This window comes from Adlercreutzia agrestimuris, from assembly GCF_943193125.1.
In the GTDB taxonomy this organism is placed as follows: domain Bacteria; phylum Actinomycetota; class Coriobacteriia; order Coriobacteriales; family Eggerthellaceae; genus Xiamenia; species Xiamenia agrestimuris.
On record NZ_CALPCX010000001.1, the window covers coordinates 13,687 to 36,260 of the forward strand.

Here is a 22,574-nt window from a genome sequence, read left to right on the forward strand (position 1 = left end):
TCTCTCTTCTCTTTGTGGAGCAAATGTGCTCTAGTGGCGATTCTCAATAAGCTTTGCGGCAAAATTTCCTAATGGATGAGCGTCATATTTGCACGCCTCATCGGTTGGATGCATGGTGGTGCCTACACCAGTAGAGGTCAGCAGCTCCAACAGCAGTGCATGCGGAGTGGTGCCATTGATAATGTGCGCTCTGAACACACCTGCTTCAAGCGCCTGAATACAACTTTGAAGCTTAGGAATCATGCCTGTAGAAACAATATTATTCTCAACGAGATATTGAGCTTCGAACAAAGTCAAATTTGAAATCAAGCTGCCCTTGTCTTCAAAGTTTTCATACAAACCATCAACATCGGTTAAGAAAATCACTTTATGCGCACCTATTGCTGCAGCAATATGGCCCGCCACCATATCGGCATTGACATTAAAAAACCCGCCGTCTTCGCCAAGTGCCACCGAAGCAACTACGGGGATATAGTCGCTTTCAACCAGGTCATCAAGCAAAGGGCGATTAATGCGGGTGACATTTCCTACTCTGCCAAGCTGAGGATCTTTCTGTGATGCTGTAATAATGCCACCGTCGGCGCCACTCAAGCCAACGGCGAAGTTGCCGTGTTCATTGAGCGCAGCAACTAACTCTTGGTTGACTTTACCCATAAGAACCGTTCGAACTAAGTCCATTGCCTCGGGCGTGGTCACGCGCTGCCCATCACGAAATTCAACAGGAAGCTCCATGCGCTCCATCGCCTCGGTGATAGCCTTACCGCCTCCATGAACGATAACCGGGTTAACACCAACAAGCTTGAGAAGTACGATGTCATTCATAACATCAGCGCGAAGCTTTTCGTCAACCATAGCCGAGCCACCATATTTGATGACAACCGTTTTACCAGTAATATTCTTGATCCAAGGAAGCGCCTCAACCAAAACAGTTGCTTCTTTGCTTGCAACTCCCTTAGAACGTGTGTCACGAGCGTATTTCATGATCGATAATCTCCGTTAATCGTTATGTAATCGTGCGTGAAGTCGCACGTCCAAACCGTTGTCTGAGCATCACCTGCACCCAAGTCAACATCAATAGTTATCTCGGGATTTTCAAACCTTTTAAGCGCTTCATCCTCATCAAAAGCTACCGTTAGACCTTCACGGCACACGGGAAGACCCATGATGTCTATTGCAGCATTTTCTTGGGAGAAGGAAGCCCCGCACTTGCCTATTGCCATAGCAATGCGACCCCAATTTGCATCATGGCCACAAATTGCTGTTTTAACCAAAGGCGAATTAGCAATAGCACGCGCCGCCAAATCAGCATCTTCATCAGAAGCCGCACCTGCAACCGTTACGGTCACCAAACGAGTTGCACCCTCTCCGTCGGCAGCCATCTTGCGCGCAAGGGTTTGACACACATGATCAAGCGCTGATTCAAATCGAGCATATGCTGCCGTATCAGGCGCAAAAGGTGCAGACCCTGGAGCCGCTTGACCACTTGCAAATAAAAAGCAGCAATCGTTGGTTGAAGTGTCAGAGTCAACCGTGACCTTATTGAAGCTCTTATTAACCGCTCGAACCAACGCAGTGTGAAGGACATCGGGCATAAGAGGTGCATCGGTAGTTATTACCGCAATCATCGTTGCCATATTAGGCATGATCATGCCTGAGCCTTTTGCCATGCCTCCAACCGTAAAGGTAGCCCCTGGATAACCCACTTCGCCACCATCAAACTGCACAGCTGCTTCTTTGGGAACCGTGTCGGTTGTCATGATGGCTTGCGCAGCGCTATGACCGCCTTCGGCGTTTAAACTCACAACCGCTTGAGGAAGCGAAGCAATATAGGGCTCCAAATTAATATGCTGACCAATCACACCAGTGGAAGCAATAAGCACTTCTGATGGAGGGCACCCCAACGCTTCACCAACAATCTCGGTAGTGCGGCGAGCATTTTCTAAGCCAATAGAACCTGTTGCAGCATTAGCGTTGCCCGAGTTGATGACTATGCCGCGCGCAATACCATAACCAACCTCATCAAGATGGCTCCGTGAAATGGTAATAGGAGCTGCACAAAACACATTACGCGTAAAAGTGGCGGCACAGGCGCACGGTTCATCTGCTGCCACTAGCGCCATATCAAGCCTGTTGGGATCAGCTCGAAAACCTGCATGAACACCGATAGCCTTAAAGCCTAAAGCAGCCGTAACGCCACCTTCGCAATCATGAAGCCAGTCATCTCTTGTGGCGCATGTTTGCAAATTAAGAGGACAAGGTGCTTTTGAATCGTCTTGTTGCTCCAGCATACGACGCTCTCCTTTTTGGTTACCTGATATGACTACACAACCGGTAATGCAAACCCATCTAACCCACATGTCTCGGCAAGCCCGCAGACAATATTGGCACACTGAACCGCTTGACTTGCCGCACCTTTTCCAAGGTTGTCAATGGCTCCAACCGCTATGAGCATACGAGCTCGCTCATTGAGGGCCAATCCTATATGTGCACGATTTGTGCCAACAACCGAGGTAGTTTTGGGCATTTGACCTTCATCAAGAACAGTTACAAATGCATGCTCAGCGTAAAACTGCTGGTATGCCGCTCTGATTTCTGCAATTGAACTTGGGGCATCTTTTGCCAAGGGCAAATTGACAGTTGAAAGCAATCCGCGGTTAGCAGGAGCAAGATGCGGCGTAAATACAAGGCGCCCATCAATGCCAAGGATTTGCTCAATTTCAGGCGTATGACGATGAGTTGCCACGCCATATGCTTCAAGGTTTTCATCAGCAAAGCAAAAATGTGTACGGGGGGTGCATTTCTTGCCTGCACCGGTTACGCCAGAAATAGCATCAACCACAATTGGTGTTTCTGGAGCCACAAACCCTAAACGCATGGCTGGAGCGGCAGCAAGTGATGTTGCTGTTGGATAACAACCTGCACACCCAACTAAAGCTCCCGAACCAGCACTATACTCAGCTGCCGCAGCCGTAAGTCCTTCAGCAAAAAGCTCCGGCAAACCAAAAGCTGCACGTGCAAGAAGTTCAACTTCAGTATGAGGCGTTTTATACCATTGCTCATATACGGCAGGATCTTTTAAACGGAAATCAGCTGAAAGATCTACCACAAGCGCGCCGCGAGCAACATGACGTGGCGCCATTGCCATAGCAGCAGTGTGTGGTACTGCCAAAAATACCACATCGCAGGTATCTAATTCAGGATTGTCGTGCGAACTAAAAACCAGGTTGCTTGCGCCGTTAAAACCTGGATACTCAACTGCCAAAGGAGTGCCCGCCAGCTCGTTTGAAGTAATAACAGCAAGCTCAAAAGAAGGATGGGCTAACAAAATGCGCGTTAATTCAATACCCGCAAATCCGGCAGCTCCAACAATTGCAGCTCTCATGGTCATAGCGCTTCCCTTCTAAAGCCTCCGCTTCTAATCTTATAGAGGCTTTCATACCTTTTTGTGCAAGTGCACAAAAATTTCCTAACAGTTCGCGCTCTTCCATCATAAAAAGATGACACGGCTTTGACAAGAATAAAACAGCATTTTTATCTAAAAGTTTTGCATGATTATTCATCTATGCGAATAGATGCTCAAAGTGTATAGGTTTTTAGAATCTTAGCTTAACGTGCACTTAACTCACTTTATGTGAAGTGTAGTGATATGTGGGAACTGCTTGCTCGAGCAAGTGCACAGCTTCTTCATCGGAAAGCGTCAACGCTACACGCAATTCATCAAGCTTTTTTGCAACCTCTTCATAGCTGATTTCTTGGCCGGTTGAGATCATGATGGATTGGTTAGTGGTAGGAAGGGTGCTCTCTTCTTCCATGAGCAGCTCCTCATACATCTTTTCGCCTTCACGCAGCCCAGTAAACACGATAGGAATATCAACATCAGGCGTCAGTCCTTGCAACTGAATAAGACCGCGTGCAAGGTCTACAATTTTAACAGGCTCCCCCATATCAAGAATAAAAATCTCTCCACCATGCGCCATGCCTCCAGCTTGAATAACCAGACGAGACGCCTCAGGAATTGTCATAAAAAAGCGTTCTATATCGGGATGCGTAACCGTTACCGGTCCACCTGCTGCAATCTGACGCTGAAAAAGCGGAATGACCGAACCACTTGAACCAAGCACGTTGCCAAAGCGTACCGCAGAGAAAATAGTTTTTGACGTACGGGCGTAGTATTGCATCACCATCTCACCCATACGCTTCGTTGCACCCATAACGCTGGTAGGATTTACTGCTTTGTCAGTTGAAATGAAGATAAAGCGATCAGCTCCAAACGCATCAGCCGCACGAACGGTATTGAGCGTGCCAAACACGTTGTTCTGTAAAGCTTCACGCGGACAAGACTCCATTAAGGGTACATGTTTATGAGCTGCCGCATGAAATACCGCTGAAGGACGATGCTTTGCGAACACTTCATTAATGCGAGCCTCATCGCAGACGCTCCCAATTTCAATAACAACCTCAATGTCGTCATACTCAGAAAGTAGTTCGTTGCGAAGCATATATGCATCATTTTCGTAAATATCAAAAATGACGATACGTGCCGGTGCCACCTTGCACAATTGGCGTGCAAGTTCAGAGCCAATAGAGCCGCCGCCGCCTGTGACCAACACACATTCTCCTGCAATATATCCCGATACCGCACGAGTGTTTAAGATTATTTCTTCACGACCAAGAAGGTCAGCGACGTCAACATCGCGCAGAGTAACGTCACCAATCTCATCAAGAGATAATTCACGAACGTTAGGCAAAGTGCGAAGCTTGCAGTCGGTTTGCGTACAGATGCCATAAATGCGCTTGCGCTCATCGGGTGTTGACGAGGGAATTGCAACAACAATCTGTTGAATGTCGTATTTGCCAACCAGATCCAGAATATCATCTGTTGTGCCTGCTACCTTTACCCCATGAATGCGCAGGCCGCGTTTCGCAGGATCATCGTCGGTTGCAATTATGGGAATACCTGGCATCAACGGATCGGCTGATTCCATGCGAGCAATAGCTAATGAACCAGTTTCTCCTGCACCAACAACCAGCGTGCGAGGACGATCCGTCATGCGATTTGACGCACGAAGCGCTCTTCCCTTTTGACGAGCAACGCGAAATACTAAGCGCGTACCACCCATGAAAAACACCAGCAGCAACGCTGCACCAACAAAAACCCTAATAGGAAGGCGAATGCCAATAATCCACAAGAAGACAGCCCCGCCAAGCGTTGAAAGCACGACAGCATATACAACCTGAAGTGCCTCATCAATGCTGGCATATTCCCAAAGATTGTTATACAAGCGAAAAAGGGCTAAGAAAAAGACATTAATAAATGCCAGAATTCCAATAACGAAAAAGATCTCATTATTGATAAAGACTTCATTTTCGACACCAGTCAAAAGCGATGCAAGCCAGTAGGCAGCATACGTTGCCACAATGTCCAGCAAAAGAAGGAGTGCTGTTCGTTTAGTTACCGTGAAACTCATATCTGTTTCGCCTTAATACAATACAGAAGAAATTGTTTTGAATTGGTTTCGTTTTGCCGACAAGCTCGGCAATCCTGGGACTATTGTATACAAACTAACGTAGGATTTTAACTAATAACGCTGACAGAGAGTGTGTTACATGGATAAAACAATTAACGAGCGAAAAGAACAAACAAAACCTCAACCCGCACGACAAAGCAATCTTGACGCTATCGTCTCGTATTTTGAAAGCGGTATCAAATCGGTACATGCACCACATGCTTTAGGCATTGAGCTTGAGCATATTGTACTCAATAAAGATATGACACCTGTTGGCTATTCCGATGATCACGGTGTGGCGTGGTTACTTCACGAGCTGAGCACCGCTTACCCACGCATCACTCAAGACGACAGAGGCGACATCTTAGGTGTCAGCCGTCCAAGTGAAGCAATTACCATTGAGCCAGCCGCACAACTTGAGCTCTCCGCTGGTCCTTTTGCTTCTTTGACAACAGCAAAGGATTGCTTTGATGCCTTTGAAGACAACGTCAACACAATCCTTGCTCCTTACGACAAGCTAATTGTGCCTGTTGGATACAACCCCACAGCAAAAGCACGTACACTTGAGTTGATTCCAAAGCGTCGCTATCAATTTATGAACATGTATTTGAGCGAGCGCGACACCGACGGTCCGTGCATGATGAGAGGTTCTGCTTCTACACAAATATCTATTGACTACACTTCTGTTGCGGACTGTTTACGCAAAATACGCATTGCGTTTGCTCTCGTTCCCCTCCTCTCTTTGATCTGCGATAACACCCCTATCTACGAAGGTCAAGTTCGCAGCCATCACATGATGAGGACGTCAATGTGGAATCATGTAGACCCCGACAGATGTGGTCTTGTACATGGTGCACTAAACCCAGATTTCACCTTACGCAAATACGCTGAATACGTGCTGGATACTCCAGCCATCTTAGTACCTTGTACGCAAAACAGTTGGTGCTACGATGATCGCACCTTTGGCGAAATCTATGCCGATAGAACCATGACACAGGCAGAGGTTGAACATGCCCTTTCTATGTTCTTCACCGATGTACGCCTCAAGACATATATAGAGATTCGCCCAGCTGACAGCATGCCAATTCCCTATGTAATTGCCTATGCAGCACTCATCAAAGGTCTGTTCTATTCTCCAGCAAATCTTGACGCACTTGAGGCGCTTTTTGCTGATGTAGATAGCAACGCTTTTGTGGCAGCGAAAGATGCTTTGATGCAAGACGCCTATAACGCTTCTGTTTATGGGCGAAATGCCTCTGAGTTATGCGACACTATCATCTCATTAGCTGAGAAGGGCTTAGCGCAAGATGAACTACCCTATCTTGCACCTCTTGCCAACTTGGTAAAACAACGTCAAACACTCGCTGAAACCAGTGAGTTCAATAAATAAGCCGAAAGGACAACGCAATGAGCAACAAAGGTAAAAAGGTTAAGGTCCACTACACTGGCACCTTAGACGATGGATCAAAGTTTGACTCCTCTCTTGATCGTGGCGAGCCAATTGAATTTGTCTGCATGGCCGGACAAATGATCCCCGGCTTTGATGCAGCAGTTGAAGACATGACTGTTGGAGAAACTAAAAAAGTTCATATCCCTGCAAAGGATGCATATGGCGAGCACGATGACTCACTTGTCCAAAGCATCCCCGTGGGTGAACAGCTCTATTTGCTTGGACCGGGCGGTCGTCCGATTCCAGTTGTAATTCGTTCTGCAGAAAATGGCGTTGTTGAACTTGACATGAACCATAAGCTTGCTGGCGAGGATCTCAACTTCGAAATCACTCTTGAAGAAGTAGCAGATTAGCACTCTTCACATCAAAGTATCTGCTCTTAGTTCTCTACTCTGGCAGAGACATTATGTCTCTGCCAGAGTTTTTTACTTAATGTAGCCCCAAGACTTAAAGTGCCATTATGCGCTCTCATAGCTCGGCACATACCTTAATGCTCTTGGCAAACAAAATCTTCAATACAACTCGCAAACTGCTTCTTTTGAGCTTCATTAAGGTCAATAACACTTTGTAAGAGATGTGCTTGATGGATATGCTTTTGCCACGCAGGTCCATCAAGGTCAAGCGCCCGAGCAACATCAAAACCAACCTCAATGCCACGAATCTGATCACGATAAGCCATCCAAATATCTTCGTGTAAAAGAGGTGTGAGGATACCTTGTTTAATCCGGCGCTGGTATTCGCGTTTCTGCCCTTCCCGGACTGTCTGCTCATCTAGTCCGAAGTAGGTCATAAGCCAAATTGCGCTTGCCAAGAACTCATAACGCTCGGCTCTGCACAAAGTATCAAGCATGCACAACCTACTTGTTAGTGCATATTGCCAAGGTAGTAACGCAAGCGAAACAACACTGTGCGGCGCAAGATGATATTGGCAAGAGCTCTTTGCTGGTGCAAGACGAGGACAATATGTTCTCAAATCAAACGACTGAAGGGTTATACACTGAGCTTGCACCATACGAAGCATGCGCCCATGAGTTTGCGGATAAAACACCGCACTTGGCACTAAAAGCGTAAAACTCTCATCTGGCAATGACCCAAATGATTGATCAAACCGCTCAATCATATCCGCAAGAAAACAGCTCAATTTTTTGCGAAGCTTTTTATTGAGGCTAGCTTTGTTAGAAATACCTTGTTCGCTTTGAAGATCTCTGTGTATGGTATTGAGGTCTTGAAGAGCGGTCCACGTGTAAAATGCAGTAACCAAATCATCTTGTTCACATACACGCAAAGCATCAAGCAGCGTAGCAGATAATTCATGATTGGCTCTTATCGTAGGAGTTTGCTCATAGCATTGGTTCATGAGACAACCCCGCAATCACGCGTGATACCTGACTCTTGTCAAGCATTGCTGCGCAGGAGATGCCTTCCCCCGAAGTTATTGCACTCAGCGCTTCTTCTTGAGTTGGAGAATCTGCCACAAGAAGCTCGAACTGAACAACTTCTTGTGGCGTAAGACATTCAAGGGGCAATACGTCAACAAGCACCAGAGACTGCAAGGGCAATCTTGCTTCTTCTTGTTTTAACGAAAGCAAAGACAACATTCTCCTGCCAGCGCCTATAGGCACACAATCAAAGGATTTACAGGAAGAGTTCAATGAGGAGATAAACATAGAGCACCACTCCTTTCACAAAGTGGAAAGATGAAGGCGCACAAACCCACACCAAGGTTAACTACCATGCTTTTTGCGATTCAGTTGTGTCATGACGGGAAATTACGCGATGTGCATTCGTGCGCTTTTGATAATGGTGCAAGTATATCAAAATAGCGAACATCTGTTTGCTGTTTTCGCAAGCTTAAGAAAAACATAAGAAAACGCCTCTTGTGCAAGAGACGTTTTCTCTGAATTCCTCTACTGCTTTTCACTTATCGGTATGTCTGAATCAACCTTACGCGGCGCACGCTCATACCAGCATCTACCCTACCAAGAAAGAAGCTCATATCCCTCTTCAGTAATAACAAGCTGCACTTCCCATTGAGCTGAATCTGAACGATCTTTGGTGCGCACCGTCCAACCATTTGGATCAGACATATCAATTGCCTGGCCACCCGCATTGATCATGGGTTCAATGGTAAATACTAAACCAGGTACCAAAATCATACCTGTGCCCGCCTGAGATACATGGCTCACAAACGGATCTTCATGGAACTCAAAACCAATACCATGACCGCCAAATTCACGAACAACACTAAAGCCGCATGATGCTGCATGTGCCTTAACAGCCGCACCAATATCTCCTAAAAAGCCCCATGGTTTAATGGCGGCAAGTCCTGCTTCTAGCGCTGCTTTTGTTTCTTCTACCAGGCGTTTTCTTTCTGGAGACACTTCGCCAATGCAGAACATACGCGATGAATCCGAAAAGTACCCATCCAGAATAGTTGAGCAGTCAACATTAACAATATCTCCCGAGGTAAGCACGTCGGACTTGCTTGGAATGCCGTGACAAACTACTTCATTGATGGATGTGCACACACTGTTTGGGAAACCTTCGTAATCAAGGTCGGCCGGAATTGCGCCATGCTCAACTGTGTAATCATAAATCCATTGGTCAATTTCAAGCGTGTTTACGCCTTCACCAATTCGCTCTGAGACCATATCCAATACACCAATATTGATCTTCGCAGAACGCTTAATGCCCTCAATATCTTCGGGGGTTTTCAAAAGATCACGTGGTGGGACCTCATAGCCTTCATCGTATAAAGCTTGCAGCTTATCATCGAAGGTAAGATGACATTTTTTGTATTTCTTGCCGCTACCACACCAACACTCATCGTTACGACCAGGACGGCCTAATCCATCGTACATGTAAAACTCCTCTTGCTAAGACAGAATCCGTGCACATCCTACACCTAAAGCCCCTGCTCCTGTATGGCAGGCAATGCTCAGCGGCAGTTGATCAACAAAAACATCACTACTAGCAAAGCGCTCTTTCATCTCTTGCGCCAGCGCATATGCATCCGCTGCTCGGTTGGTATGAGCTACATACATATGCACTTTATCTACGCCTCCAAAGCGTTCGTGAATGTCTTTTTCAAGGGCTGTCAACATGGTGCGCTTTGCTGCTTTTACTGATTTAACCACGCTAAATGCATCAAGCTTGTCGCCTTGAATTTGAAGAACCGGCTTAATCTTTAAAAGAGAACCAATGGCACCGGCTGCTGGTGAAATTCGGCCTCCCTTGCGCAAATGCTCCATAGTGTCGACCATAATATAAATGCTTGCCTCAAGCCGATTTGCTTCCAAGCGCTCGCGAATCTGTGCGGCGCTGAGACCCTCCTGCGTCCAGCGAAGCGCATCAAGAGCTGCTTCGCGCTGCGTTACCGAAATGCGCATACAATCAGCAACCTCAATAGCACCATGATAGTGATTCGCAAGATGCTTGGCGGTATCATATGAACCAGATAAACCACTTGACATGGGAATATAGACTATTTCGTCATAAGTTTGCAGCAGTTCATCCCAAAGGTTTTGCAGCTTTGCGATAGAAGGTTGTGACGTAGCTATAACTGCACCTTGCGCTTGACGCTCATAAAAATGTGACGATTCCAAATTGACGCCTTCATAGCATTCTTGCCCATCAACCACAAAAGGCATCGGCGCCACAAAAATGCCTAAGGTCTTTGCGTCCTCAACCATAACGCCACTATTCGTGTCAGTTACAACTGCAATCTTTGAAGCCACTTCGTATCCCCATTTCGCATGCGAGGCGGCGGGGTATCCCGCCGCCATAACCATCTCAAACTCCTGCTTTTACTCTACCTGAAACTATCTAGCCTCGTATTTCCGCGCCAACGGCAGCGCATACTTTTTTGACAAGGCGCTCATGTGCCTTGTCCACTTCTTCGCTGGTGAGGGTGCGATCAGGTGCACGATAGGTAAGCGCATATGCCAAAGATTTCTTGTTCTTACCTACGCGCTCTTCATCACGATATACGTCAAATAATTGCACGTCTTCTAGCAGTTTGCCGCCAGCACTATTCATGCATTGAAGGATCTTCTCATGAGTTACCCCCTCATCAACCACCAACGCCAAGTCAATGGCAACAGCAGGAAATACGGGTACATCACGATAATCGCGAGCTGGACGAGCGGCCTTAATGAGTGCGTCAAGATCAAGCTCAAAAGCCACAACAGGTCCAGTAATGTCGAAGTCGCGAACAGCAAGCGGATGCAGTTCACCAACCCAACCAAGAACCGTACCTTCGCTTACAACAGAAGCCGCGCGACCTGGTTGCAAGTGCGGCGCTTGATCTGCATCAACTGCCTTAAAGCGAACCTTAGGTAAAGCAAGTTCACGAATGAGGTTTTCAATTACACCTTTACCGTCAAAGAAGTCAAACTGATCAGGCGATACATTCCAACCGTTCTCGGTCATAGCTCCCGCTAATACACCTGCTACGCGCATGCGCTCCTTAGGCTTCTTTTTACCTTCATGCGCAAAGAACACCTTGCCACTCTCATACAGCTGAATGTTTGCCACACCACGACTTTGGTTATAAGCCACACTGCGCAAAAGACCTGGAATAATACTCTGACGCATAACTGATTGTTCGGCATTGAGCGGATTCAACAGTTCAACTGGTTGCCCTAGGTCATCTTTGGGCATACGCAAACGATCAAGCTCAGTAGGCTCAGCAAACGAATAGGTCATCGTCTCATTCAAACCGCTTGCCCGAAGCGTTGCATTAATTTTTGCCAACCCTAGCTCAACATCGCTGCGAACTCCAAAACGTCCACGGCCACCAGGAAGCGTTGCTTCAACTCTATCCATTCCCCACAAACGCAAAACTTCCTCATATAAGTCAATCTCTCGCTCAAGGTCAGGACGAAACGTTGGAGCTACCACTGCAAGCACGCAAGGATCATCGGTTGCGGAAACCTCACACCCCAGACGCTTTAAGATATCGCGAATAAAGTCTTCAGGGATATCTGCACCCATCATGGCGCAGAAACGATCAATGCGAAACTCAAGATTAACCGGAGCGCTTAGTACGTCATGCACATCCACAACACCCGGTCGCACCGTACCGCCTGACACCTCAGCCAAAAGTGCACAAGCCGCTTGGCTGATCACCTCAACGGGCACATCATCTACGCCGCGCTCATAGCGCATAGAAGATTCACTTATTAAGCCTAAGTTGCGGCTGGTTCGTGAAGTATGCGCACGATTAAATGCAGCGGCTTCCAAAAGCACCGAGGTAGTCTCTTCGGTAACTTCGGTTTCAAGACCACCCATAACGCCGGCCAAAGCAACTGCGCGCTCTGGCGTAGCAATGACGGTCATATCGGAAGTTAAAACACGGTTTTCGCCATCAAGGGTCGTAAACTTTTCACCCTCTTGAGCAGGACGTACCACAATACGCACCCGTCCGTCTTGCTCCATAAGCTTGTCGTAGTCAAAGGCGTGCAAGGGCTGCCCAAACAAAAACATAATGTAGTTTGTCACATCTACGACATTGTTGATTGATCGAGCACCTGCCGCACTGACTCGCTCAGCAAGCCATGCAGGGCTCGGACCGATCTTTACGTTGTCAATAACACGGGCGGTATAGCGCGGACAACGATCAAAATCCACAACGTCAACCGACACAAGGTCAGAGACATCTGCGCCTTGCTCAAACTCAGACAAACGGTCCGCCATTGCAGCAAGGGGTGACGTGTAGTCGTGTTGATACATTGCACCCACTTCGCGCGCCATACCTACCATGGACAAGCAATCAGGGCGATTTGGAGTAATCTCTAGGTCAAGCACGGTATCAGTGTTTGACAAATACTGAGCAATTGGCGTGCCAACGGGTGTATCATCAGCAAGAATCCAGATGCCTTCATGGTTGTTGCTCAAGCCCAATTCGCGCTCTGAACAGCACATACCGCAGCTCGTAACACCACGCAATTTTGACTTTTTAATGACGAAATCACCGGGAAGAACCGCACCGATCTTTGCTACAACCACTTTTTTGCCTGCACAAGCATTAGGAGCGCCGCAAACAATTTGCAGCGGTTCATCTTCGCCCACATTAACGCTCAACACATGCAAATGATCGCTGTCAGGATGCGCCTCACAAGAAAGCGTCTCCCCTACCACGATATTGTCAAAAGACTCACCTAATGTCTCAACGCCCTCAACACCAGTGCCCGTCAAATCAAGCTTGTCGCAAAATGCTTTCGTGTCAGCAGGAACGTCAACATATTCAGAGAGCCAATTCAGTGATACTTTCATACGTGGTCTCCTTTAGAACTGTCGCAAGAAACGCATGTCGCCTTCAAGCAGCATACGCAGATCGGGTACGTTATATTTCAGGCAGGCAATACGCTCAACACCCATGCCAAACGCAAAACCCGAATAAACTTCAGGATCAATGCCCGAATAGCGAAGCACATTCGGATCAACCATGCCGCAACCTAAGATTTCAAGCCAGCCGGTACCTTTGCAAAAACGGCATCCTTCGCCATGACAAATTCCGCAGCTGACATCAACCTCTGCTGAGGGTTCGGTAAAGGGGAAATAATGCGCGCGAAAACGGGTCTTACGCTCTGGTCCAAACATCTGTTTACAGAAAAAGTCCAGCGTACCTTTCAGGTCACCAAAAGTTATACCCTTGTCCACTACCAAGCCTTCAATCTGGGTAAACTGCGGCAAGTGAGAAGGGTCAGCCACATCGCGACGATAAACTTTACCAGGTGCAATAACATAAATGGGTGGTTGCTGCTCTTCCATAGCATGCACCTGCACACCTGAAGTTTGCGTACGCAACAACACATCAGATTCACCACGTACTGCCGCAGCATCCCCGGAAAGATCGCGCACGTAAAACGTATCCTGCATAGAACGCGAAGGATGGTCAGCAGGCGCATTGAGCGCCTCAAAGTTGTAGTAGTCAGTCTCAACTTCAGGACCAGTGGCTACCGAATAACCTAAGCCAAAAAAGACTTCAGAGATCTCATCGGTAATGCGATTAATCAGATGACGCGTACCCATTTGTTGAGCGCGACCCGGCAAAGTAACATCTACAGCAGCCGCATCAATTGCAGCCTCAAGCTCAGCTGCCGCAAGCGCGCTTTTACGCGTCTCAAGTGCTTGTTCGATTGTTTGTCGAACTGCATTGAGGGTCTTGCCAACCTCTGCACGTTCTTCTTTTGGAACCTGTCCCATATTGCGAAGATATGCCGTCAGTGAACCCGACTTGCCCAGAACGCTAATGCGCACCTGGTCAAGTGCACAGGTGTCGACAGCCGCCTCAATGCTGGCAAGTGTATCTGCCTGCAAAGCGCATAACTCATCAGCCAGTGCCATGCTATCCAGCCTTTCTTTACCATCTGTGCACACCTCACGCGTACACAAGCTTATTACCAGACCCGCATATGCCACAAAAAAAAGAGCCTTCCCTTCTTGTGACCTGCAGGCATTGTTGCCATAACGCAGCTCCAAGGACGGGAGGAGGCTCTCGCGGTACCACCTTGGTTGATGAGGAGTTCATCCACTTCATTAGCTCTATGACGGGAGCACCCGGCATCTTCTACTAATCATCTTGCAAAGAAACGGCTTGAAAGGGATCTCATGGGCATCTTAATAAACCCATCACCAATTTTGCCATCAATCTTTGCATCCGCATTCAAAGATACTGCTCGGAAGGGAATAACCAGCACGCATGCTCGGGTTCTCTCAGCATATAAACCCGTCTCTGGAAGCACGACTTAGTACTAGTACTGTCTTCTTCAACGCATGTAAAGCGAAAGTATAGCGCATTTACTTCTGATCGGTGCCTCACGTTTAGATAAAGCGTGTTAATTACGTACAATGCGCTACACTAACGAGGCGCAATTACCGCATTAACGCAAAAGATTAAAAGATTGGCGAAACTATGATTGATGAGACCACTCCTACCACCACCCTCATTCGCTTCGCCACTGCACAAGATATGGGCGAAATAGCGCGCATTTATGCTCCCTACACCTCTACCCCTATCACCTTTGACGAATGCCCTCTTACAACACAAGAGTTTCTTGAGCGATATGAGCAAACATGCCGCTTTTTTCCTTGGCTGGTCTTAGAGCACCAGGATCACGCGAGCAGTCGCCTTTTAGGATATGCCTACGCCCACCCTCAGCATGAGCGCAAGGCATACCAATGGAACGCAGAGACTTCTATTTATCTTGACCAGGACACTCAAGGACATGGATACGGTGGTGTTTTGTACGACACGCTTCTTGAACTTTTGCAAATGTTGGGATTTAAGATGGCATATGCCCTCGTGACGCTGCCAAATCCCGCAAGCGAAAACCTCCATCACTCACGCGGGTTTAGCACCATGGGCATCCAGCAACACGCAGGATACACGTGTGGATCATGGCGAGATGTTGCATGGCTCGTCAAACAACTGAGCGCCTTTGATTCTCACCCTGCCCCACCAATAGCACTTGAAACCTTTATGGCTAACAATCCTGAAACAATTCGCCAGCTTTTAAAGAAGAGCGCCGCTCGTATTTCCTAAGCAGTCAACTTAACAAAATGATACCTGCGTGCTTACGTAGCGTTTTCAAACCTCACATGTAGAGCGTTTTATCTGGTCATATCCTTACTATTGAAGACGGTTATTGTTACGTAATCAGTTATTTGGAGGTGCGCAATGGCCGCAGAATCAACATCAACTGCCCCCCTTGCAGGTATTAAAGTAATCGACTGGACCGAAGTTCAATCAGGTCCGTCTTGCACGCAATTGCTTGCTTGGATGGGTGCAGAAGTAATCAAGATTGAACGTCCTGGCGGAGGCGATCCTACCCGTAGCGAACTGCTTGATATCGCTGATTCATGGAGCGTCTACTACTTGCAGCTCAATGCTAATAAAAAGTCATTAACGCTTAACTGCAAGACTGATGAAGGTAAAGCAATTTTGACAAAGCTTCTCAAGGAAGCAGATATTTTTGTTGAAAACATCGGACCGGGCGACGTGGAAAAGATGGGCTTTGGTTGGGAAGAAGTTCACAAGCTCAATCCGAAATTGATCATGGCTTCGCTCAAAGGCTTTAACCAAGGATCGCGCTTTGCTCACGTAAAAGCATTTGAGCCTGTAGCTCAATCAGCCGGTGGCGCCGCCTCCTCAACAGGTTGGAATGAGGGCGACTTCAACGTACCAACTCAATCAGGTGCCGCCTTGGGCGACTCAAATACTGGCATGCATTTAACCATTGGCATTCTAGCCGCACTTGTTCAGCGTCAACATACCGGCGAAGGTTGCTACGTTTATCAATCAATGCGCAACGCCGTACTAAACCTCTGTCGCATCAAATTACGTGACCAGATCATGCTTGATAACTTGGGTGCGTTGCCGCACTACGAGGTATATCCTGACTTCAACTGGGGTAAAGCAATTCCTCGTGCCGAGAATACCGAAGGCGGTCAGGTTATTGGATGGACATACAAAGCAAAGGGCTGGGAGACAGATCCAAACGCATATGTCTATATCGTTATCCAGAATTCGCAAAAAGGTTTTGAAGCGCTTTGTAATGCCATCGGCAAACCCGAGCTGGCCTCTGATCCGAAATTCACTCCGTGGCAACAACGACAACTCCACAAGAAGGATCTCTATCCGCTTATCGAAGAGTACACCAAGCAATATGACAAGTATGAGCTAACCGAAAAGCTCGGTGCTGCTGGCGTACCTGTTGGACCAGTGTGCGACTGGTATGAGATTGAAAACGATCCTGAGTTGCTCTCTGATGGCACAATTCCTGAAATTGATCAAGGTGGCGCTCGTGGCAAGTTTAAGACCATTGGTTTACCTTTTACCATGTCAAACTTCAAGCCTGACTACAAACGTGCACCAGACCTTGGTGAGAACAATGCTGAGATTCTTGAGAGCCTCGGCTATAGCGCAGATCAAATTGCCGCCATGGAAAAGGACGGCACACTAGAAGAGCCGCAAACGCCGCACAACGCAGCAGTGCAGGTTATCAAAAAGTAACACTCTCATAGCTTAAAAACCGGGTTTTTGTATTCAGGAAGCGATGTCGCATATGGCATCGCTTCTTTTTTGTCTTTTATCAGCCTGTTTGGCATTTCCCTTATGTTCATTTGACGCTATAATTTAGTATCAGTTTAGTAACGTTTTGGTGCCGAATGCATAACGGGAGCCTCCGGTAAGTGGTGTCATGCCGTATTGAGCTTCCTCAAGCATCCACCAACAAGTATGAGGAGTGCTCATCATGAAGAAACAAACTGTTTCGCATAAACTCCTCCGTGTGCTTCTTGCCGGCGTTTTGGCAAGCGGGTTGATGATACCAACCGCTGCGCTTGCAACCGAACAAGAAGCTACGGCGGAAGAAAGCGCAACAAGCGTTGCTCCTTCACCTCAAGCAGATGACACAGGAGCTACTGCAGGAGATTTTCTGGTATTAGGGGGATCATCTCCGAAGGATTTTGAATTTGCAAACAATATCCTTCATATCAAGACCAGCACGCCATTAACGGTCAAAATGGCGCCGAACAAAACCACAACCGCACAAACTATTCAAATTGATGCAGGTACACAAGCTGATCTTACCCTTGCCGGCGTTAACATCGTAACGGCCAACTGTGCACCTATTAATATGATCACCAACTCAGACGAAGACGGCGATGGTGTAAAAGTCACCAACGCCTACGATATCGTCAACAAAACAAAGCTTCATTTGACCTTAGCAGACGGTACAACCAATAAATTACAAAACACTATTACCGGCGCTAATGGCTGGCCTGCCATCCGCTGCGGATGGGGCTCTGTCCTCGTCATTGATGACTCAATTCGCAACCTTGACACCAACAATCAAATTGTGACACCAAAAGATGGCATGATTGGTGAAGATGTCACCCTCATAGGAGGACAAACTTTAAAAGCGGGAGACCCAATCACCAACATGGATTCCGCTAACCCTGGCGTTTTAGATGCTCAAGGTGGCGGACACTCTGCCTGCATTGGTTCGGGTCCTCGTGAAAACGCAGGTACCATTATTATCAATGGCGGCACCATTTCTGCAAAAGTGTCGGAATTCAATGGCAGCAACTGGAGTTATCCCAACGGATCAGGCATTGGCGGCGGAGCTGCTGGCTCCGGAACGATCATCACCATCAATGGCGGTAATGTTACCGCAGTGGGCGGTTCATGCGGAACCGGCATTGGCGCAGGATTTGGATACTATGACATGAGTGGACATCATGGCAATGTCTGCAAACCAGACGCTATTGAGGTTCCCACTGGCAACAATAGTGAAAGCGTCTCATATGGCTACAGCTGGTATGGCGTACCTTATGATGGCGGTCCCACTATTCATAGTGGCGGTTCAAAGCACTTCCATACGGTTGCAGGTGACATCTCTATTAACGGCGGCTACATTAACGTAACCGCAGCTTATCACGGAAATGCTGTAGGTCAGTGCTGCGCACATGGTCCTGCTGCAAACAAAAACCACGTCATTCGTATTACTGGCGGTACGCTTATTACCTCCGTTCCGAACAAAAAGAACACTGACCCGTATTTGTATGGCATCGGAGCACGCAATGGCTACACACTCGTAACAGGCGGCTCTGTCTTTGTAGAGGATCACCCCCTCACAGGAAAGCCAATGTTTCAAGGCATTGGCGATACCGCATTTAATACCCAAGGCGTAGAAAACTGGGAGGATATCAAGACCATTGCAGGCGGCGATCCAAACGATCCTGTCGTTGCAAACCGTAAGTATCTGCCAGACAGCGACAAAGTGCAGATGCTCACCATTAACTTGAGTTCAGAATTTGACGAAAATGAGAATTCAACCGTCCCTATCACCAAGTGGAAGCTTCAAATTGACAACCAAGTTCAAAACTATGGTGCACCCTCTTATTTGCACAATGGCGAGCTTTATCTGTGGCTTCCCGAATCAGCAACCGGCAAAAACGTTACCGTAACTTTGTCCTATCGCGACGATGAGGGTGTAGAACACTCCATAGAACCAATGTATGTTGAAGAGGTTGGCGGCGATCAGGGCTCAATTTTGAAGCGCTACATCAATATTGATATCGATAAGCTTCCCGCAGAACAGCAAGCATATTTCTCGGGTCTCTCCAAAAACTACGACGGCCTTCCCTTTGAAATGTTTACCGTATCAGAAAGCAACCCGCTTGACACCTCTCCCTTTGAAGAGCAGGGCAAGCTTCTCAAAGACCCCACCAAGCTTGATGTAAGCTACCAGCAATACGCTAAGCGTGGAGACGAGCTCCCCTTACCTGGCAGTGAGGTTATTCGCGAAGGTGTTATGCCTGCTGATTCTGGTGTCTTTAAGTTTGAAATTGTTTCGCGTGAATACTCAGAAACCAAGCCCTTCTCATTTAACTATTGGGGACACCGCATTACTGGATGGGCGGAGGTATATCGCGTTCCTGCCATCTTGGATATCTCTTCAACACAATATGGCACCCTTTCTGAGGATGGTACGTGGACACCCACTACAAAAGACTCGCCTAACCCGGGCAACCGTATCCGGCTTGATTTCAACATCCATCCTGCAAGTAGCACCGCAAAAACTTGCGAAGCTCCAACAGGAGCAGTACAGGTAACTTTAGATGGTAAACCTATTGGTGAGCCCATCGCTCTTACTAAAGAAGTTATAGAAGCATCTGCATACTCAAGTTTTGAAATTATCCCCGCAGAATCTGCTCCAAGCGGTCGTGCAACTACCAAAGTTGTGTACTACCTTGATCCTACACGCCTTGATGGCGAGCTTATGGAATCCGGTACCACCACAGCAGATGGCACTGTTCATAAGGTTTCACTTGAATACATTGCAGATAAAAACTACATCAAAGGCGTTGAGGACAATCCTGCCAACGCTGATACTGAAGACACCTTCATTGTGCCCGTTGCTCCAACCGACAACATTGAAGTAGACGGCCCAGATGATCTGAAATATGACTCAGACTCTAAGACAGTAACGGGAACCTATACGAGTTTCCAGGGAGATGCAGCCACGCAAGACTTCTTTAATATGAACTTTGTTTCAACGTCGGCTGCGCCTGTGACATTTACCTCGTCAAACCCCGCCGTTGCTGACATTGTTCGAGACGAGAATGGCAATCCGGTATATGACGAAGATGGCAACGTCAAGATCAACGTACTGAGCTGCGGTACCTGCGTTATCACTATGGATCAACCCGCTAACGCTCTCTACACTGGTCAACATCGCGAGCTAACCGTAAACATCTTGCCGGATCCCTCGCTTCGTCCGAGCGTGCAAATTCGCCTTATTTGGAAAAACATCACTGCCCTTGAGAGTGCTCCTGCAGCCCAAAGTGCTCTCTTTAATGAGCTGCTGACACCATTTGTTGAAGCAGGCATCATCACTCAAGCAGATGATTCAAACACCCTGCGCGCACTCACGCCTCCGCGTCCCGGTGACACGATTGAATATACTGTTTCAGGCCTTAACCTCACGCCCGGTTCATCATGGCAGGCAGCGGAATTAAAAGACGTTATTGACGACAAGCTCATCTTTGATGCAACATCGGTTGAACTTGCCTCAAACTACCCCACCCCTGATGGCGATACTTCCTTAAGCAGCAATGCGTTCTACCAAGATTTTGACTGGGAGAGCCTGGATTGGTCTGACCTGAAGAGTGGCGAATACACCTTTAACGCACAAACGCTGTCTAAAGTTGTCGGCTCTGTTTTTGGTGGTCAATCAACCTCTGTTCGCTTTAGGGCTACCGTCCCCGATGGACTAGGCACGCGTCCCTCAGACGGGGAGCTTCCCACCATCACCAATACGCCAAGCGGCAGCGGTGGCTTCGGCAAAGAGATTGACAATCTCAATCCTGGCGAAGAAATTAACCCGCCCGAGGATCTGGTTGTAGGCACCGATATTGTCGTCGTACCTAATAACGACGCCACGCCGCCAGCTCCGGGTATGCCTGTAATTCCCGAGCCTACGCCCATTCTGCCCAAAGACCCCAATGCTGCTGACATTGTCACCAAAGTCACTACCGAAATTATTGGCAAGACCGAACAGCACACCGACGACCGCATTTTGGTTGGCGACACCATTCGCGTAACCTCCACCACTGAGAACATCGCTCCCGATTCAAAACTTGTTGATGGCGTCGTAAAGCTTGTACTGCCTGTTGGCTATGAGCCCAAACCCGGCACGATTACCTTGGTGGATGCACAAGGCAATCGCTACACCGTTGATGACAGCGCATATGACCCCGAAACGGGCATCATTGCTGTTGTTGCTGGCGATATCTATGGCGGAGAAAAGGTCTCACTCTCCGTTGACGTTGACATCTTGTCCACCGAAGAGACCCGCGAGGCTGAAAAGAACAATCCTGGTGGCAGCAACCCGGATGATCCAAGCAACCCGGATGATCCAAGCGATCCCAATAACCCCAGTGATCCCAGCGATCCAAACAACCCGGATACCCCTGGAGATCCAAGCAACCCAAGCACACCAAGTGATCCCAATACCCCCAAACGCCCTGAAGGCCCTGGTATTGAGGTTTCCATTTTGGGTCAAAACCCCACTGATGAGTGGATTGGAACCAATACTCCCGACGATGACGGTACAGGTGACGGCAGCGGAGAAGACACTCCCGGAGACGGAGACGATGATCCCGATAATCCAAAGCCTCACAAAAAGCCAACGCCAGGTTCTGTCTATGTTCCCGATAAACCGTGGAGCGAACTAGAAGAGGAGTTTATCTCCACTCCTACCACCACTGATCCTGACATGCCAATCGTGCTTCCCGCTTCTCCCAAAGAGCAAGAAGACGAGAATGGTCCGGCAGATATCGTCACCAGCAAAACCGCTCAAAATCTCACGCGAGATGACGGAGACACTCATGTAGGTGACACCGTTCGCTATACCGTAACCGTGAAAAACACACGTCTCCATACCGCCTGGTATGAAACGATCATTCGCGACGAGATTCCCCAGGGTCTAGAACTTGTACCTGGCTCAATTCAGGTTATTGACGCTAAGGGTCAGACATATGTAGTTGACGACAGCGCATATAATCCGCAAGATCGCGTGTTAGCAGCAACAGTTGGTGATTTGCTGGGCAACACCGAAGCATCACTCATTTTCGATGTGACGGTAAGCAAAGATGCAATTGGCAAGGATGTTGGCAATATTGCAACCGCTCATGGCACCACGCCTGCTGGTGTTGATGTTTCAACTATCACCAATGGCTCTTCACGCTTTACCCCAGGTCAGTCCTTTACGCCCGAAGAAGGCTGGGATGAATACCTTGCAAATCATCCTGGAGCAGCCAACCGTGAACCCGTCTATCCTTCTGCTAACGTTGATGCAAACGGTGGCATTCTAGATGGCACTTCGCTTCCTAATACGGGCGGCGAAGAAGGTGGTTCATCTTCAACAGAAGAATCTCCAGACGCTGCTTTGCAAGGCCTTCCCAAAGCGGACAAAACAAAGGCTGCGCTTGCCGAAACAGGTGACACAACAGCCAACACCTTTGTCTTCTTGGGCTTAGCAGTCCTGTGCGCTGGTATGGCTTTACTCATGAGCTGGCGTAAACAACACTAACGACCATCTCTG

15 protein-coding genes are annotated in these 22,574 nt (G+C 47.9%); 5 read left to right on the top strand and 10 right to left on the bottom strand.

From position 1 onward, the window contains the following. Nucleotides 1-30: 30 nt before the first annotated feature. From argB to NFR28_RS00070, 4 genes are all read right to left on the bottom strand, one after another. Nucleotides 31-981 carry an acetylglutamate kinase gene (gene argB, locus NFR28_RS00055; protein WP_251177796.1) on the bottom strand — a complete coding sequence of 317 codons (951 nt, stop codon included), beginning with the start codon at nt 979-981 and terminating at the stop codon, nt 31-33. Continuing rightward, nucleotides 978-2,288, bottom strand: coding sequence for a bifunctional glutamate N-acetyltransferase/amino-acid acetyltransferase ArgJ (gene argJ, locus NFR28_RS00060; protein ID WP_251177797.1), 1,311 nt, complete (start codon nt 2,286-2,288; stop codon nt 978-980). The genes argB and argJ overlap by 4 nt, the downstream gene beginning before the upstream one ends. A 32-nt stretch (nt 2,289-2,320) precedes the next feature. After that, complete coding sequence (argC, locus tag NFR28_RS00065) at nt 2,321-3,388, bottom strand: N-acetyl-gamma-glutamyl-phosphate reductase (RefSeq protein WP_251177798.1); 1,068 nt, start codon at nt 3,386-3,388, stop codon at nt 2,321-2,323. A 229-nt stretch (nt 3,389-3,617) separates the two neighbouring features. Then, the gene (locus NFR28_RS00070; RefSeq protein ID WP_251177799.1) at nt 3,618-5,468 is read right to left on the bottom strand and encodes a polysaccharide biosynthesis protein; all 1,851 of its coding nucleotides are present in this window, start codon (nt 5,466-5,468) and stop codon (nt 3,618-3,620) included. A gap of 139 nt (nt 5,469-5,607) precedes the next feature. On the opposite strand from NFR28_RS00070, the gene NFR28_RS00075 reads away from it, so the two are divergent. Continuing rightward, the gene (locus NFR28_RS00075) at nt 5,608-6,897 is read left to right on the top strand and encodes a glutamate-cysteine ligase family protein (RefSeq protein ID WP_251177800.1); all 1,290 of its coding nucleotides are present in this window, start codon (nt 5,608-5,610) and stop codon (nt 6,895-6,897) included. A 17-nt stretch (nt 6,898-6,914) separates the two neighbouring features. After that, nucleotides 6,915-7,310 (top strand): FKBP-type peptidyl-prolyl cis-trans isomerase, encoded by a 396-nt coding sequence (locus tag NFR28_RS00080; protein WP_251177801.1) that lies wholly within the window; start codon nt 6,915-6,917, stop codon nt 7,308-7,310. Between the two features lie 134 nt (nt 7,311-7,444). Here NFR28_RS00080 and NFR28_RS00085 read toward each other — a convergent pair whose 3' ends face one another. From NFR28_RS00085 to pheS, 6 genes are all read right to left on the bottom strand, one after another. After that, nucleotides 7,445-8,314 carry a hypothetical protein gene (locus NFR28_RS00085; protein ID WP_251177802.1) on the bottom strand — a complete coding sequence of 290 codons (870 nt, stop codon included), beginning with the start codon at nt 8,312-8,314 and terminating at the stop codon, nt 7,445-7,447. Next, nucleotides 8,298-8,624 (bottom strand): hypothetical protein, encoded by a 327-nt coding sequence (locus tag NFR28_RS00090; RefSeq protein ID WP_251177803.1) that lies wholly within the window; start codon nt 8,622-8,624, stop codon nt 8,298-8,300. Before NFR28_RS00090 ends, NFR28_RS00085 begins: the two co-directional genes overlap by 17 nt. A gap of 309 nt (nt 8,625-8,933) precedes the next feature. Next, nucleotides 8,934-9,818 (bottom strand): methionyl aminopeptidase, encoded by an 885-nt coding sequence (locus NFR28_RS00095; protein ID WP_251177804.1) that lies wholly within the window; start codon nt 9,816-9,818, stop codon nt 8,934-8,936. A gap of 15 nt (nt 9,819-9,833) precedes the next feature. Next, a complete protein-coding gene (locus NFR28_RS00100) occupies nt 9,834-10,748 on the bottom strand; it encodes a DegV family protein (protein ID WP_251177805.1) in 915 nt (304 codons plus the stop codon). 34 nt (nt 10,749-10,782) lie between these two features. Next, nucleotides 10,783-13,233 (bottom strand): phenylalanine--tRNA ligase subunit beta, encoded by a 2,451-nt coding sequence (gene pheT / locus NFR28_RS00105; protein WP_251177806.1) that lies wholly within the window; start codon nt 13,231-13,233, stop codon nt 10,783-10,785. Nucleotides 13,234-13,245: 12 nt separating this feature from the next. Further along, nucleotides 13,246-14,307 (bottom strand): phenylalanine--tRNA ligase subunit alpha, encoded by a 1,062-nt coding sequence (gene pheS, locus NFR28_RS00110; RefSeq protein WP_251177807.1) that lies wholly within the window; start codon nt 14,305-14,307, stop codon nt 13,246-13,248. A 568-nt stretch (nt 14,308-14,875) separates the two neighbouring features. Between pheS and NFR28_RS00115 the strand changes: the two genes are divergently transcribed. The 3 genes from NFR28_RS00115 (at nt 14,876) to NFR28_RS00125 (ending at nt 22,562) form a co-directional block, all read left to right on the top strand. Beyond that, nucleotides 14,876-15,505 carry a GNAT family N-acetyltransferase gene (locus tag NFR28_RS00115; protein WP_251177808.1) on the top strand — a complete coding sequence of 210 codons (630 nt, stop codon included), beginning with the start codon at nt 14,876-14,878 and terminating at the stop codon, nt 15,503-15,505. A 135-nt stretch (nt 15,506-15,640) separates the two neighbouring features. Beyond that, nucleotides 15,641-16,975 (top strand): formyl-CoA transferase, encoded by a 1,335-nt coding sequence (gene frc / locus NFR28_RS00120; protein WP_251177809.1) that lies wholly within the window; start codon nt 15,641-15,643, stop codon nt 16,973-16,975. 241 nt (nt 16,976-17,216) lie between these two features. Then, entirely contained in the window at nt 17,217-22,562 is a 5,346-nt protein-coding gene (locus tag NFR28_RS00125; protein WP_251177810.1) for an LPXTG cell wall anchor domain-containing protein, read from the top strand. Nucleotides 22,563-22,574: the final 12 nt, after the last annotated feature.